The 13591-nt window shown below is 65.6% G+C and carries 16 protein-coding genes; 13 read left to right on the forward strand and 3 right to left on the reverse strand.

Features of this window, described 5'->3' with window-relative positions; all coding sequences use genetic code 11:
• Position 1 precedes the first annotated feature (1 nt).
• Positions 2-532, reverse strand: a complete 531-nt coding sequence (locus ACSQ27_RS04740; RefSeq protein WP_436154311.1) for a hypothetical protein — start codon at positions 530-532, stop codon at positions 2-4.
• A gap of 188 nt (positions 533-720) precedes the next feature.
• Between ACSQ27_RS04740 and ACSQ27_RS04745 the strand changes: the two genes are divergently transcribed.
• The 4 genes from ACSQ27_RS04745 to ACSQ27_RS04760 are packed head-to-tail and all read left to right on the forward strand — an operon-like array spanning position 721 to position 3553.
• Positions 721-1524, forward strand: coding sequence for an MlaE family ABC transporter permease (locus ACSQ27_RS04745; RefSeq protein WP_436154312.1), 804 nt, complete (start codon positions 721-723; stop codon positions 1522-1524).
• 19 nt (positions 1525-1543) lie between these two features.
• On the forward strand, positions 1544-2566 hold the full coding sequence (locus ACSQ27_RS04750) for an MlaD family protein (protein ID WP_436154313.1): 1023 nt from the start codon (positions 1544-1546) through the stop codon (positions 2564-2566).
• Positions 2563-3237, forward strand: a complete 675-nt coding sequence (locus ACSQ27_RS04755; RefSeq protein WP_436154314.1) for a hypothetical protein — start codon at positions 2563-2565, stop codon at positions 3235-3237. Before ACSQ27_RS04750 ends, ACSQ27_RS04755 begins: the two co-directional genes overlap by 4 nt.
• Positions 3238-3247: 10 nt before the next feature.
• The gene (locus ACSQ27_RS04760) at positions 3248-3553 is read left to right on the forward strand and encodes a hypothetical protein (RefSeq protein WP_436154315.1); all 306 of its coding nucleotides are present in this window, start codon (positions 3248-3250) and stop codon (positions 3551-3553) included.
• 181 nt (positions 3554-3734) lie between these two features.
• Here the strand turns inward: ACSQ27_RS04760 and ACSQ27_RS04765 are convergent, their stop codons facing one another.
• Positions 3735-3974, reverse strand: a complete 240-nt coding sequence (locus ACSQ27_RS04765) for a hypothetical protein (RefSeq protein WP_436154316.1) — start codon at positions 3972-3974, stop codon at positions 3735-3737.
• 149 nt (positions 3975-4123) lie between these two features.
• Between ACSQ27_RS04765 and ACSQ27_RS04770 the strand changes: the two genes are divergently transcribed.
• Entirely contained in the window at positions 4124-4573 is a 450-nt protein-coding gene (locus ACSQ27_RS04770) for a nuclear transport factor 2 family protein (RefSeq protein WP_436154317.1), read from the forward strand.
• Positions 4574-4596: 23 nt separating this feature from the next.
• Entirely contained in the window at positions 4597-5055 is a 459-nt protein-coding gene (locus ACSQ27_RS04775) for a MerR family transcriptional regulator (protein WP_436154318.1), read from the forward strand.
• Here ACSQ27_RS04775 and ACSQ27_RS04780 read toward each other — a convergent pair.
• Positions 5052-5612 (reverse strand): TetR/AcrR family transcriptional regulator, encoded by a 561-nt coding sequence (locus tag ACSQ27_RS04780; protein ID WP_436154319.1) that lies wholly within the window; start codon positions 5610-5612, stop codon positions 5052-5054. The two genes, ACSQ27_RS04775 and ACSQ27_RS04780, sit on opposite strands and share 4 nt — an antisense overlap.
• Before the next feature lie 101 nt (positions 5613-5713).
• Here ACSQ27_RS04780 and ACSQ27_RS04785 point away from each other — a divergent pair, with 101 nt between their 5' ends.
• The 7 genes from ACSQ27_RS04785 (at position 5714) to ACSQ27_RS04815 (ending at position 13591) form a co-directional block, all read left to right on the forward strand.
• Entirely contained in the window at positions 5714-6181 is a 468-nt protein-coding gene (locus tag ACSQ27_RS04785) for a DUF1348 family protein (protein WP_436154320.1), read from the forward strand.
• 121 nt (positions 6182-6302) lie between these two features.
• A complete protein-coding gene (locus tag ACSQ27_RS04790; RefSeq protein WP_436154321.1) occupies positions 6303-6827 on the forward strand; it encodes a hypothetical protein in 525 nt (174 codons plus the stop codon).
• The gene (locus tag ACSQ27_RS04795; RefSeq protein ID WP_436154322.1) at positions 6824-8080 is read left to right on the forward strand and encodes an Hsp70 family protein; all 1257 of its coding nucleotides are present in this window, start codon (positions 6824-6826) and stop codon (positions 8078-8080) included. Before ACSQ27_RS04790 ends, ACSQ27_RS04795 begins: the two co-directional genes overlap by 4 nt.
• A gap of 279 nt (positions 8081-8359) precedes the next feature.
• A complete protein-coding gene (locus tag ACSQ27_RS04800) occupies positions 8360-10480 on the forward strand; it encodes a TonB-dependent receptor domain-containing protein (protein WP_436154323.1) in 2121 nt (706 codons plus the stop codon).
• A gap of 157 nt (positions 10481-10637) precedes the next feature.
• Positions 10638-10982 (forward strand): helix-turn-helix domain-containing protein, encoded by a 345-nt coding sequence (locus ACSQ27_RS04805; RefSeq protein WP_436154324.1) that lies wholly within the window; start codon positions 10638-10640, stop codon positions 10980-10982.
• Positions 10979-12325, forward strand: a complete 1347-nt coding sequence (locus ACSQ27_RS04810; protein ID WP_436154325.1) for a type II toxin-antitoxin system HipA family toxin — start codon at positions 10979-10981, stop codon at positions 12323-12325. Before ACSQ27_RS04805 ends, ACSQ27_RS04810 begins: the two co-directional genes overlap by 4 nt.
• A gap of 453 nt (positions 12326-12778) precedes the next feature.
• Entirely contained in the window at positions 12779-13591 is an 813-nt protein-coding gene (locus ACSQ27_RS04815) for a hypothetical protein (RefSeq protein WP_436154326.1), read from the forward strand.

Here is a 13591-nt window from a genome sequence, read left to right on the forward strand (position 1 = left end):
CTCAGTCCCTGACAAAAAGAACCAGTGCCAGCTGGATTTCCTGGCGCAGGGTGTCATTGGGCAGCCCGCGCAGGGAAAGGGTCTGGACGGCCAGGGAGGGATAGCGGCCCAGCATCTCGGCCAGCCAGTTTTTCATGGCCGCGTAGTCGCCGCTGGCGGTCAGGTTGAACTGGACTCTACGGATGAGCCCGGGCGCGGGATCGGCTACCGTGATGGACAGGGAGGCAACCTGGATTTTCAGTTCCTGGGCATGCCGCCCCATGTCGCGCACCACCTCGTCGGCGCTGGAGGCGAGCGGCAGGGTTTGCAGGAAGTTGCCCGCGGAGCGCTTTTTCTCGTCCTGCACCAGGATTTGCAGCCGGGTTTCCAGTGCCCGCAATTCGGTCTGCTGCTGGCCCGCCCTGCCGGCGTTGGCGTACACCCCCAAGGCGGCCAGGCCTGCCACCGCCACCACTGCCAGGCACGCCGCTGCCGCGTGGAGGCGCAGAGGCCACCTGGACAGGGGAATGCTGATGGGCAAAGGCAAGGACATGGGGGAGCTTGAACCGGAGGTTTGTGAGGAGATGTGACAGCCCCTGGATTCTATGTGACCCGCACCGCTTGCAGCGTTGGATTCACGCGCCAGGCAAGGCGGATTTCGGCTCTCATCCGAATAGAGGAGACCCGGTATGCGAGCCTGGCATGAATGCATGCGCATGGCAGGCTGGGTATCATGCCCGGATGGCATTCAAGGCACACGGACAGGATCGACTCACGCAAACCGGCCGTGCCGCGCAGCAGTGGGTGGTCGAGTGGTGGCGGCTGGTGCACCTGGGAGCGCTGATCCTGGTGCTGACGCTGTCGCCCTCAAGCTACAGCCCGCAAAGCCGCGCGATCCTGGCGCGCCACATCTATATCAACACCGCGCCGATTCTTTTGTGGTTCACGGTGCTGTGCGCCCTGGTGACGGTGGTGCTGACGCGCATCGTGCTGGTGACGGCGCTCAGCTACGGGCTGTCGCAATATGCCCTGCAGGTGGTGATTCGTGTGCTGGTGCTGGAGCTGATTCCGCTGACGGCGGCGCTGTTTGTGGCGCTGCGCTGCACGATCCCTGACGGCGCGGAATTGACGGCCATGCAGGCCAGCGGCGAGCTCGACGAAATGCGGCGCAAGGGCATAGAGCCGGTGCGGCGCGAGGTGCTGCCGCGCGTGGTGGCGGGCATGTTCTCGGGCATCACGCTGGCCGCGCTCAGCTGTGTGGTGGCACTGGTGGTGGCCTACATTGCGACCTACGGTTTCACGATTTCGGGCCTGGCGTCTTACACCCGGCTGTTCGGCCAGGTGTTCAGCCCGGCGGTCACGCTGATCTTTGTGCTCAAGACCCTGTTTTTCTGCCTGGCCGTGTCGCTGATTCCCATGGCCTCGGCGCTCTACGGCATGTCCGAGGCCAGCGTGCGCACCAGCGCCGAGATGCGCGGGCTGGTGCGCATGTTCGCGGTGATCCTGCTGATTGAAGTGGCGTCGCTGGTCGGCAACTATTATTGACCCCCTCACAAAAACACCCATGAGCTCACCTCAAGACAACCCCAATCCGTTGCCGCCCGGCAGGCCGGACCCGCTGCAGCCGGCGCGCGAGTCTTCGCAGGCGGAAATCGTCGGCCTGGAGTTCAAGGCCAGGCTGCTGCTGCTCTTCATGCTGCTGCTGGTGTGCGGCTCGGCGCTGTATGTGATGTATGCGCGCGGCGCGTTTGAGTCGACCCAGCGCCTGGTGCTGATCGCCGACGATTCGGACGGCGTGGTGGTCGGAATGGACCTGACTTTCTCGGGTTTCCCGATCGGCCGGGTCAACCGCGTCGAACTCGCGCCCGACGGCAAGGCCCGCATCCTGGTCGACGTGGCCGCCAAGGACGCGCACTGGCTGCGCACCAGCAGCGTGTTCACGCTGGTGCGCGGGCTGGTCGGCGGCACAGGCTTGCGCGCCTACACCGGGCTGCTGAACGACCCGCTGCTGCCCGAAGGTGCGGAGCGCACGGTGCTGCTGGGCGATGCCGCCGCCGAGGTGCCCAAGGTGGTCGCCGCGGCCAAGGAGCTGATCGAAAACCTCAACACCCTGACCGGCGAGGGCGGCGCGGTGGGTGCCAGCCTGGCCAACGTCAAAACCCTGACCGACCGGCTCAACGGCCCGGGCGGCGCGCTCACGGTGCTGCTGGGCAGCGAGGCCGAAGCGAAGAAATTCGCCGCCACGCTGGACCGCACGAATGCCCTGCTCACCAAGCTGGACGGCCTGGCCGCCAAGACCGATACCCAGGTCTTCGGCGACAAGGGCCTGATGCCGGAAACCCGAGCCACGGTGGTGCAGCTCAACACCATGCTGGGCGAGGCGCGCACCAGCCTCAAGAAGGTCGATGCGCTGCTGCAGGACGCCCAGGCCGTGACCCGCAATGCCAAGGACGCCACGGCCGACCTGGGCGCGCTGCGTGCCGACGTGGAGGCCAGCCTGCGCAAGGTGGAGGGCCTGATCAACGAGATCAGCCGCAAATGGCCTTTCGCCAAGGATGCCAGCGAGGCGGAGATGAAACTGCCATGAGCACCAACGCCACAAAACTTGCCGCATTGCTGGCCACCGCCGGGCTGCTGGCCGCCTGTTCAAGCGGCCCGCGCGCGCCGGACTGGCAACTGGAAGCCAAAGGCTCCATGGACCGTTCCGTCGCCGCCTACATGGAAGGCAACAGCCGCGTCGAGATGGCAGAACTGGAGCGCGCGCGCGGCCAGCTCACACGCTCGGGCCGCGCCGACCTGCTGGCCACGGCCGAGCTGCTGCATTGCGCGACACGCGTCGCCAGCCTGGTGCTGGACGAGCCCTGCAGTGGCTTTGAGAAACTGCGCCCCGATGCCACCGAAGCCCAGCGGGCCTATGCCGATTACCTCAAGGGCCGGGTGCAGCCGCAGGGGATTGCCTTGCTGCCTGAATCGCAACGCAGCGCCGCGGCCGGCAATGCGGGTGCGCTGGCTGGTATCACCGACCCGCTGTCGAAGCTGGTGGCGGCCGGCGTGCTGCTGCAAACCGGCAAGGCCGACCCGGCCGTGATCAGCCAGGCGATCGACACCGCCTCGGCCCAGGGCTGGCGGCGCCCGCTGCTGGCCTGGCTGGGCGTGGAGTTGCGCCGGGTGGAGCAGGGCGGCAACACCACTGAAGCCGATCGCCTGCGCCGCCGTATCGAATTGACGCAGAACATGCCGGCGCCTGCCAAGCCATGAAGGAAATCCTGTGAGTTACCGGCTCAGGCTTTACGCCTATGAAGACGCGTCCGAGGGAGAGCTGCAGGCGGCCGAGCAGCGCTTCAGGACGGCGCTGGAGGCCGCGCTGGGCCATGAAAGCCTGGTGCTGCCGGTGTACACCGCCTATATGCGGCTGGTCTCGACCTATGGCGAGGCGCCCGGCGAAGACGTGCTTTCTCCCGAGGAGCTGGAGGTTTTCAGCCAGTGGCAGGCGGCGGAACTGGCGGCTGTCACGGCGGCTTTGGGGCCGAACCGTTATATGGGCGATGCCCAGTTCGAGATTCGCGCTGCTTAGGGGGCTTAAGGTTCCCAGCAAATCCTCTTCGAGTCTTGCTCCCTCTCCCTTTGGGAGAGGGCAGGGGTGAGGGCTGCGGCCCGTGCATAAAGCTGTGGCTTTTTATCGCCGCTGGCCCTCACCCCAACCCTCTCCCAGGGGGAGAGGGGGTAAAACCAGGGAGATTGGCTCTTGGCGCGTCTCAGGGCGAGCGGCTGAGACGCGGCGAAGCCAGTGCCTGCAGTTGATCGGAAATCGCGGTGTCGACAGCGGCGAGCTGCTTGAGCAGTTGCGCCTTTTCAAGCGCGGCATGCAGTTGTCGCAAATCCTTGCTGCTGGTGGTGGCCTTGATCTGGGCCAATGCCGCCGAGGTGTTGCCGGTTTTGAGCACGGCCAGCATCTTGGTCACCCATTCGCTGGCGGCGGGTCGTTTCTGGTTCATGCGGCATTGTAGGGTTGCCCTGAAAAACAGCCGTTTCTGCGCGCTGCGGGGCTTGACCTTGAGTGCGCTCTAGGATTTTTAATCTCCTCAAGCCCTGGCAGCATGCCGGGCCCCACGCCCGGTGTGACGGGCATTCCAGGAAATTCCTCATGAGTACAAACACCACCACCACCGACGCCAACAGGCAGCGCATCCGCCGGGTCATGGCTGAGCTGGACAAAGGCAACGGAGCGCCTTTTGTCGAGGCCATGGCTGACGATTTTTCATGGACCATCCCGGGTGACACGCCGTGGTCGCGCACCTACAGCGGCAAGCAGGTGGTGCTCAATGAACTGCTGCGGCCGCTGTACGCCCAGTTCGCCACGCCCTACGTCAGCACCACGCACCGCGTGATGGCCGACGGCGACAGGGTCATCATCGAGTTCGAAGGACGGGTCACGACCAAGGCCGGCAAGGCCTACAACAACCGTTATTGCTATGTCTGCCGCATGGAGGGCGGGCAGATGAAGGACTTGATGGAGTACCTCGACACCGCGCTGGTGAATTCGGCACTGGACGCGCCTTCTTCTTCGTCATCGTCCGCCGCACTTGCCGCCTGAGCCCTGGTTTTATACAGTCGGGCATGGCTGAAAACTTCCTGATCGGGCAACTTGCCGCGCGCACCGGGCGCAGCGTGCACACCATACGCTGGTATGAGGCCCAGGGCCTGATTCCGGGTGTGGCACGCGACGCCGGGCGCCGCCGCGTCTACGGCGAACTGCACATCAGCTGGCTGGACCTGATGGACAGGCTGCGGCGCACCGGCATGTCGATCGCCGAAATGCGCGAATACACGGCACTGGTCAAGCAGGGCAGCGGCACCCTCGGCAAACGGCAGGCGCTGCTGTCGGCGCACCGTGAACAGGTCAAGGGCATGATTGCCGAGTGGCAGCTGGCGCTCAGGCTGCTGGACAAAAAAATCGACTTCTATGACGAATGGGTGTCCTCGGGCAAACGACCGGCGGTGAAGATTGCCGCGTCCACGGGCCCGGCGCCCAAATCCCGGCCCAAGGCAAAGCCGCACCGGCCCGTGAAGGCTTAGCCGGCTGGGGCGTCCAGCGCATCCAGCAGCAGGCGCAGGCCCGCCAGCGCCGGTTCACCGCCTTCCATCTGCGCCCGCACGATGGCGCCGTCGACAGCCAGCGCCGCCGCGCCGGCAAGTGCTTGCTGGCCCGGGCCGGCGGGCAGCAGGCCGGCAATCACCTGCCGCATGTCGTTTTTGTGGTTCTGCACGATCTGCGCCACGCCGGGCAGGGCACCGGCTTCTGCCATGGCGTTGATAAAGGCGCAGCCGCGAAACAGCGGGTCGGCAAACCATTCGGCCAGCGTGGGCAACAGCGGTGCCAGGCCGCCGCCCGCCGTGGCGCCGTACCGCCCCAGGGCATCGACAAACCAGGCCATCCAGCGTTCGTGGCGGTAGTCCAGGAAGGTACGTATCAACTCATCCTTGCTGGGAAAGCAGCGGTAGAAGGTGAGCTTGGCCACGCCCGACTCGGCAATGATGCGGTCTATGCCGGTGGCACGCAGGCCGTCGCGGTAGAACAGGTCGTGCGCGGTGAGCAGGATGCGGTCGCGCGGAGAGGGGGTGGAGACGTCCATGACGCGATTGTAGACAAGTCTGTCTACCTGTGCCAGAATCGCAACGAGTAGACAGATCTGTCTACCGATTTTCTCCGTCATCCCATCCAAAGGACTCCACCATGGAAACCCGACCACCCCTTCCGCCCTTCACGCAAGAAACTGCGGTGCAGAAAGTCCGCGCCGCCGAAGACGGCTGGAACACGCGCGACCCGCAGCGCGTGTCGCTGGCCTACACGGCGCAAAGCCGCTGGCGCAACCGCGCCGAGTTCGTCACCGGCCGCGAGGAAATCGTCGGCCTGCTGTCGCGCAAATGGGTGCGCGAACTCGACTACCGGCTCATCAAGGAGCTGTGGGCCTTTGGCGGCAGCCGCATCGCCGTGCGCTTTGCCTACGAGTGGCATGACGATGCCGGCAACTGGTTCCGTTCCTACGGCAATGAAAACTGGGAATTCGACGAAATGGGCCTGATGGCGGTGCGTCACGCCAGCATCAACGACCTGCCCATCAAGGCGGCCGATCGCAAATTCCACTGGCCGCTGGGGCGTCGGCCCGACGACCATCCGGGGCTGAGCGACCTCGGGTTGTAAGGGCTTTTTGCGCGGGCTGTAAAATCCACGTCCCCCATGCGCACCGTGTTGTTTGAAGGCGGTGCGTGACCTGAATTTGCCCTCGGCCTTGGCCGGGGCGCCCCACCCGAGTGACCGCGTTTTGACTGACTCCCACACCCCGCCGGCCGGCCCGGCCGAAGAATCCCCCTGCGACGACCAGCCCATCATCCAGGAGCCGCGGCTTTGGCGCGGCGACGGCTGGACGGCCAAGGTCATCAAGAATGAAGACGATGACGGCTGGGCCGTCGCGATGATCAAGGACGGCGAACCCGAGCCCGCGCTGGTCGGCCCCTGGACCATGGGCCGCGACAAGAAAAATCCCAAGCCGCTGGACGGGCCGGCCTTCAGCACCCTGGTCAAGACGGCTTCGGAATTCGTGCGCAGGCATGAGCAGCAGTTGCATGCCACATTGCACCAGAGCATCACCGTGACCGCCAACGCGGCGCGCCTGACCATCTCGCTGGACATCGTTCCCGACGAAGACAACCCGCACGGCGTTCTCAGCGCTGCCGACGAAACCGGCGAGCAACTGGCGCAGGTGCGCGTGGCGCCGTCTTTCAAGCTCAACCGCGCCAGCGCCGTGGCCTGGGCCGAAAACGGCTTCGCCAAGCCGGCCGGGCGGTGAGCGGCGCCCCGGCCTGCGGGATCGACTTCGGCACCTCCAACTCCACGGCGGGCTGGAGCCGGCCCGGGCTCCCCGCACTGCTGCCGCTGGAAGGCGGCAAGCCGACACTGCCTTCGGTGGTGTTTTTCCATGCGGAGGACGAGCATGTGAGCTACGGCCGTGCCGCGCTGACCGATTACCTGGCGGGCTACGAAGGGCGGCTGATGCGTTCGCTCAAAAGCCTGCTGGGCACGGCCATGATCGACGACCACACCGAAGTCGCCGGCCGCGCGCTGCCGTTTCGCGTGCTGCTGGCGCAGTTCATCGGTGAGCTGAAACACCGCGCTGAGAAAGCCGCGGACCAGTCCTTCAGCCGCGCGGTGCTGGGCCGCCCGGTGTTTTTTGTGGACGACGACGCCCAGGCCGACAAGAAGGCCGAAAACACGCTGGCCGAGATCGCCCATGCGGTCGGCCTGAAAGACATCGCTTTCCAGTACGAACCCATCGCGGCAGCCTTCGACTATGAGTCGCAGATCAGGCGCGAAGAGCTGGTGCTGGTGGTGGACATCGGCGGCGGCACGTCCGACTTCGCGCTGGTGCGCCTGTCGCCCGAGCGCGCGAAAAAAGCCGAGCGGCGCGACGACATCCTGGCCAGCGGCGGCGTGCACATAGGCGGCACCGACTTCGACAAATACCTGAGCCTGGCCAGCGTCATGCCCACGCTGGGCCTGGGCAGCCGGCTGGCGAGCGGGCTGGAGGTGCCCTCGGCCCAGTACTTCAACCTGGCGACCTGGCACACCATCAACCAGGTCTACAGCAAGAAGTCCTGGACACAGATCAGCGACATACGGCGCGGCGCGGTCGACAAGGACAAGCTGGACCGCCTGCAGAACCTGGTGCGCGAGCGCGCCGGCCACTGGCTGGCCATGCAGGTCGAGGCGGCCAAGATCGCGCTGTCCGATGCGCCCCAAGCCGTGATGGACCTGGGGCGCATCGCCCCCGGCGAGACCTTGACCTTGCACCGGCCCGATTTTGACGGCGCCATCGGCGAGCTTGTGGGCACGGTGTCGCGCACCGTCGTGGCGCTGCTCAAGGATGCCGGCGTCAATGGGGACGATATCGACACGGTGTTCTTCACCGGCGGCTCCAGCGGCGTGCCCTTGCTGCGCGAGCAGATCTCCGCGCTGCTGCCGCAGGCGCGCAGCGTGGAGGGCGATCGTTTCGGCAGCATTGGCGCAGGGCTCGCGCTGGATGCGGTGCGCAAGTTCGGCTGAGAGGGCGTAATCCTGCTCCCTCTCCCTCTGGGAGAGGGCAGGGGTGAGGGCTGCGGCCTGTGCACGAAACGGTGACGTATTTGCCCGCCGCTGGCCCTCACCCCAACCCTCTCCCAGGGGGAGAGGGGGTAAAACCGTTTTGCGAGCGTCTCTCTGTGGGCAGGCCGTTTTTGCGGCTTCGGCCTACAGCCGCGCGGTGGCAAGGGCCGCGGCGGCAGGCTACGATGGCCCGGACCTGTCCATCGTCCATCGCGTGCCAAACTGAACCTCGCCGCTTTCATGCCCCACCGCCTTCGCCTCTCAGCGCTGGCCTTGTCACCCTGGCTGGGCGTTGCGGCGCTGGCCCAGTCGCTCGCGCCGGTGACCGTCACCGCCACCCGCACCGAGCTGCCGCCTTTTGAGGTGCCGGCGTCGGTTGATGTCATCGACGGAGGGCGGCTTCGCGCCGACGGGCGGGCGCAATTGAATCTCTCGGAAAGCCTGGCGCTGACGCCCGGGGTGCTGGCGCGCGACCGGCAAAACCAGGCGCAGGATTTGCAGCTGTCGGTGCGCGGCTTCGGCGCGCGCTCCACTTTCGGGGTGCGCGGCGTGCGCATTTATGTTGACGGCATCCCGGCGACCATGCCCGACGGCCAGGGCCAGCTCTCGCACATAGACCTGGGCTCGGCCAGCCGGGTGGAGGTCTTGCGCGGGCCGTTTTCGGCGCTGTACGGCAATTCGTCAGGCGGGGTTGTCCAGGTCTTCACCGAAGAAGGGCAGGGCCCTTTCACGCTGACGCCCAGCCTGGCCTGGGGCAGCGATGGTTTTTACCGCAGCGGCCTCAAAGCCACGGGCAGCGCGGGCTCGCTGGGCTACACCTTGAACGCCAGCCGTTTCAGCAGCGACGGCTTCCGGACGCACAGCGCGGCGCGGCGCGACCTGGCCAATGCGCGCCTTGATTGGCAACTCGCCAACGGCGGGCAGCTCATGCTGGTGGCCAACCATGTGGATTTGCGCGCCGACGATCCGCTGGGCCTCAGCCGCGCGCAGTTCAATGCCGCACCGCAAAGCGCCGACCCCTCGGCCATCCAGTTCAACACCCGCAAGACGGTGCGCCAGACCCAGTTGGGCCTGGTCTACGAGTTGCCGCTGGGCGGTGGCAACCGGCTGCGCGCCATGGTCTACCAGGGCGAACGCGCCACGGTGCAATACCAGGCGATTCCCGTGGCGGCGCAGGCCGGTCCGCTGCATCCGGGCGGCGTGATCGATTTGAACCGCTCTTATGGCGGCGCGGACCTGCGCCTGACGGCACAGGCGCAACTGGCCGGTTTGCCGTTGGAACTGGTGGCCGGCCTGGCCTACGACAGCCTTCGCGAACAGCGGCTGGGCATGCAGAATTTCAGCGGCGCCAGCCTGGGCGTGCAGGGCGCGCTGCGCCGTGATGAAACCAACCGCGTCAGCAGCCTGGACCCTTATGCGCAGGCCACCCTCAAACTTTCTCCGCGCTGGACCTTGCATGCAGGCCTGCGCCGCAGCACGGTGCGCTTTGATTCCGTTGATCACTACGTGGCAGGGCCCAACGGCAATGACAGCGGCAGCGCGCGCTACAGCGCCAACTTGCCGGTGGCGGGCCTGCTGTACGCGCCTGCCGACAACCTGCGTTTGTACGCCACGGCCGGCAAGGGCTTTGAAACCCCGACCCTGAACGAAACCGCCTACCGCGCCGATGGCTCCACCGGGCTCAACCTGGGCTTGAAGCCCTCGCGCAGCAACAACCTGGAGCTGGGCGCGAAAGGGCATACACCGGCCGGTGCTGCCACCCGCCTGGAGTGGAGCGCGGCCGTGTTCCAGACTGCCACGCGCGATGAAATCGTCAGCCAGACCAATGTGGGCGGGCGCAGCACTTTCCAGAACGCGGGCGCCACCCGGCGCCGCGGGCTGGAACTGGCCTCCAGCCTGGCTTTGCCCGGCGACTGGCTGATGCAGCTGTCCTATACCTGGCTGGACGCGCGTTACCGCGATGCATTTTTGACCTGCGCGGCCACGCCTTGCGCCACACCCAATGTGGCGGTGCAGGCGGGCAACCGGATTCCCGGCATCGCACGCTCGGCCCTGGCGCTGGAAGCCGGCTGGCGGCCGCTGCGGGGATGGCGTGCAGGCGTCGAGGCACGCTACCTGGGCAGCGTTCCGGTCAACGACCTCAATTCGGACGCGGCCGCCTCGTTTGCCGTCGCGGCGGCGCATGTCGGCTATGCCGTGGAGGCCAGCGGCTGGAAGATGCTGGGCACACTGCGGCTGGACAATCTTTTCGACAAAAAGTATGCGGGCTCCGTCATCGTCAATGAAGGCAACGGCCGGTATTTTGAACCCGCCGCAGGGCGGACCTGGCTGCTGTCGCTGACGGGCAGCTACGCGTTTTAGGTCTTTGGGCGGCCTGTCCAATGCGTCCATTCCCTTGGTTGCGGTAAATTTCAATACAAAACTATCTATTTTCTATGAAAAAGATAGTTTTATATGGCTTTAAATTTAATAAATAGATAAAATACTATCGTTTGTAGTGAAAACGATATTTCTATTTATGAAAACATTGTCAGAAGTCGCGACCCGCCTCGAAGATGAACGGCAAGGCCTGAAGCTGGACTACCAGGCCCTGGCAGAAAAGACGGGGCTCACGCCCTTGTCCGTGCGCAACGTGCTCCAAGGCCGCACCGCGCCGCGTATCACCACGCTGATGGCGATTGCCGACCAGCTGGGGCTGGAAGTGCTGCTGCTGCCCAAAGTGGTGGCCGCCGGCCTGCAGGCGCACAGTGCCCAGGAGCCCGCGCCGCCCGCGCTCTCGCGGGTGGACCGCATCGTGGCCGAGACCTCGCAGCTCGCCGCGGCTGCGGCGGGCCCCAGGAAAGCCAAAGGCCCCTGGCCATGAACGTCCTGGCGCTTGATATCTATCTGGGATCCCTGCGCGCCGGCCTGCTGTTCCAATACGGCACGGGCAGCACGGCGCTCACGCGCTTCATTCCCGACGAGGCCTTCTGGTCCAACTCTGCATCGCCGGTGTTTTCCTGGGCCGCCACGGACGACGACGCGCAGCGCCGCGAAATCTTCTGGCGCAGTTATGTCCACACGCCGTTCTTCAACGCCGAAGGCGGCCGCCTGCCGGCCTTCTTTCAAAACCTGTTGCCCGAAGGACCGCTGCGCCGCCACCTGGAGCAACTGCGCGGCTGTGGCCCCAACGACCACTTCGACATGCTGGCCGCCTGCGGCACGGATTTGCCGGGCAATGTTTACGCCTATCCGGCACACCTCGATACCCAGGCCCTGGCCGGTGTGGTCACCCAGCACCATGACGCGCTCGAGATGTCCGTCACCGCCGACCCTCTGCCCGATGCGACCTCGCTGTCGGGCGTGCAGCCCAAGCTGGCGCTGGTGCAGCAGCAAGGGCGCTATGTGGCGCGCACCCGCGATGCCGAGGGAGCGCACATCATCGCCAAGCTGCCCACGGCGGAATTTGCCCTGCTGCCCGAGGTGGAAGAACTCTCGTTGCGCCTGGCGCAGGCCGCGGGGGTGGACGTCTGCGAGGCCTGGCTGGCACCCATGGACGAGATCGTGGCGGAACAACCCTTTGTGCTCGGCGAAAGCCGGCATTTCCTGGCCGTCAAACGTTTTGACCGGGGGCCGCAGGGGCATATCCATTGCGAGGACTTCGCGCAGATACTGCGCATCCAGCCCGAAGAAAAATACACCCATCCCGCCGCCAGCTATGCCGCCATGGCCAGGACGCTGCGCGAAGGCATGAGCTTGCCTTCCGAGGTGGGCGAGGGCGCGGCGGAAGAGCTGATACGCCGCGTGATGGTCAATGAGATGCTGGGCAATTACGACGCCCACGTGAAGAATTTCGGCGTGCTCTACCGCGACGGCCGCACGCCCGAGCTGTCCCCGGCCTACGACGTGGTGGCCTACGCGGCCTACCTGGGCGGGCGCGGCCATGCCTTGCGCTTTGTGCCCGGCGGGGAAAAACAGGCCAGGCTCACGGCCCAGACCTTGCGCAGCTTCTGCAACGCCACCGGCATGTTTGAAACGCGCGTGCGCGGCGTGCTCAATGAAGCAGTGGGCAAGGCCTGCGAGACCTGGCCGGGGATGATCGAGGCCAGCAGCCTGCTGGATCGGCAAAAGCAGAACCTGCTCAAGCACTTCGAAGCCTGCGACGCGGTGAAGAGCTGGCGGGCCCGGCGCGCGGCGGGCGCCAGGCGCAGGGCGCTAGCCTTTTAGAGGATGCTCCCTTGGCCGGAACCGGCAGCCCGCGGCTTGTTGAAAGCCGCTCGCAGGACAACGACTGGCTAGCCACAATGCTCGGAAGAAGAGCTGGTAACCCAATATTGACGTACCTGGCGTGCTACCGATTTCATAGTTTCCTTCCGGCCGGGAGCGGGGGCCGGGCTGCCGGCTTGCCAAACTGATGGCAACGTCTCCTGCCTAATATTCGGGTCAACCCCGGGTAAACGCCTGCCTTTCCAGCCGGGTCGTCCGTATCATGGCCCGATGTATGCATGTCGTACTTTGTTACTAAATCCGGTGGCCGCAGCCAAACCGCCCCAATTGTCAAATGCCACCGCTCTGGAGCCAAACATGCACTATTTGTCCCGTATTTCCCTTTCACTGGCACTGGCAGCCACCTGTCTGGCACCGGCCGCCTGGGCGCAAAGCTGCGAGGGAGGGGCCTACATGAACCCCCAGCTTTTCCGTGGTGAGGCCGCCTATCAAAGTGCCGTGGCCGAACAGGAAATGCATGCCTTCATCGGTCGCGCCGGCCTGCCGCAAACGCCCTTGTATGCCATCAAGAAAGTGGACGACATCACCGCGTCGGGGCGGGCTCCCTATTGCTGGGTCTACACCAACCAGGTCACCGGCCTGATGAGCGGCTACAAGCTCGTCGTGTTCAACAATGAGGTGGTCCAGCCCGCAGTGCTGGCCATCACCGCTGCCGGCAAGGCCGCAACCGATGCGGGCGCCGTGGCGCTGAAAACCCTGCCGCCGGCAGAGCAGAAAGCCGTGCTGGACCAGCTCCAGCGTTCCAAATGCTTTGGCACGGCTGCCGGCGTGGAGGCTGCCATCGCGAAAGCCGAGGGCCTGTGCGGCAATGTGGAGGATGTCGCGCCGCAAGCCACCGTCGGCCAGCAGGGCTTGATTGCAAAAGCCGTCTTTGCGTGGGAGGAGCAGTCCTGGGCAGGTGCCGTCACCCGCGAGTCCGCTGCACTGGGCGTCAGCCTCAAGGGCCTTGCCGGGCGCTCTGAAAAAGTGCACCAGGCACGCCTCGTGGTGGTTCCGACCAAGGCCACCAGCGTCGGCTTTGGCCTGTATCTGCACGCCAGCGTGCCGGATGCCGCCGCCAAGAAGGCCGTTGCCGCCTTCCAGGGCCTGACGGCACCCTCCAAGCCGCTCTCCGTCGCGTTGGACCTGGGGCCGCAATTTTCTTTTGTGGTGCCGACAGCGGACCAGCTGGAGAAAATGCGCGCGGCGATCGGACTGGGCAAGTAA

The organism is Polaromonas sp. LjRoot131 (assembly GCF_964252805.1).
In the GTDB taxonomy this organism is placed as follows: Bacteria; Pseudomonadota; Gammaproteobacteria; order Burkholderiales; family Burkholderiaceae_C; genus Polaromonas.

Bases quoted from the DNA above. Each gene is read 5' to 3' on its own strand.
- ACSQ27_RS04740 (WP_436154311.1), bottom strand. From the start codon at position 532: ATGTCCTTGCCTTTGCCCATCAGCATTCCCCTGTCCAGGTGGCCTCTG.
- ACSQ27_RS04745 (WP_436154312.1), top strand. From the start codon at position 721: ATGGCATTCAAGGCACACGGACAGGATCGACTCACGCAAACCGGCCGT.
- ACSQ27_RS04750 (WP_436154313.1), top strand. From the start codon at position 1,544: ATGAGCTCACCTCAAGACAACCCCAATCCGTTGCCGCCCGGCAGGCCG.
- ACSQ27_RS04755 (WP_436154314.1), top strand. From the start codon at position 2,563: ATGAGCACCAACGCCACAAAACTTGCCGCATTGCTGGCCACCGCCGGG.
- ACSQ27_RS04765 (WP_436154316.1), bottom strand. From the start codon at position 3,974: ATGAACCAGAAACGACCCGCCGCCAGCGAATGGGTGACCAAGATGCTG.
- ACSQ27_RS04770 (WP_436154317.1), top strand. From the start codon at position 4,124: ATGAGTACAAACACCACCACCACCGACGCCAACAGGCAGCGCATCCGC.
- ACSQ27_RS04775 (WP_436154318.1), top strand. From the start codon at position 4,597: ATGGCTGAAAACTTCCTGATCGGGCAACTTGCCGCGCGCACCGGGCGC.
- ACSQ27_RS04780 (WP_436154319.1), bottom strand. From the start codon at position 5,612: ATGGACGTCTCCACCCCCTCTCCGCGCGACCGCATCCTGCTCACCGCG.
- ACSQ27_RS04785 (WP_436154320.1), top strand. From the start codon at position 5,714: ATGGAAACCCGACCACCCCTTCCGCCCTTCACGCAAGAAACTGCGGTG.
- ACSQ27_RS04800 (WP_436154323.1), top strand. From the start codon at position 8,360: ATGCCCCACCGCCTTCGCCTCTCAGCGCTGGCCTTGTCACCCTGGCTG.
- ACSQ27_RS04805 (WP_436154324.1), top strand. From the start codon at position 10,638: ATGAAAACATTGTCAGAAGTCGCGACCCGCCTCGAAGATGAACGGCAA.
- ACSQ27_RS04810 (WP_436154325.1), top strand. From the start codon at position 10,979: ATGAACGTCCTGGCGCTTGATATCTATCTGGGATCCCTGCGCGCCGGC.
- ACSQ27_RS04815 (WP_436154326.1), top strand. From the start codon at position 12,779: ATGAACCCCCAGCTTTTCCGTGGTGAGGCCGCCTATCAAAGTGCCGTG.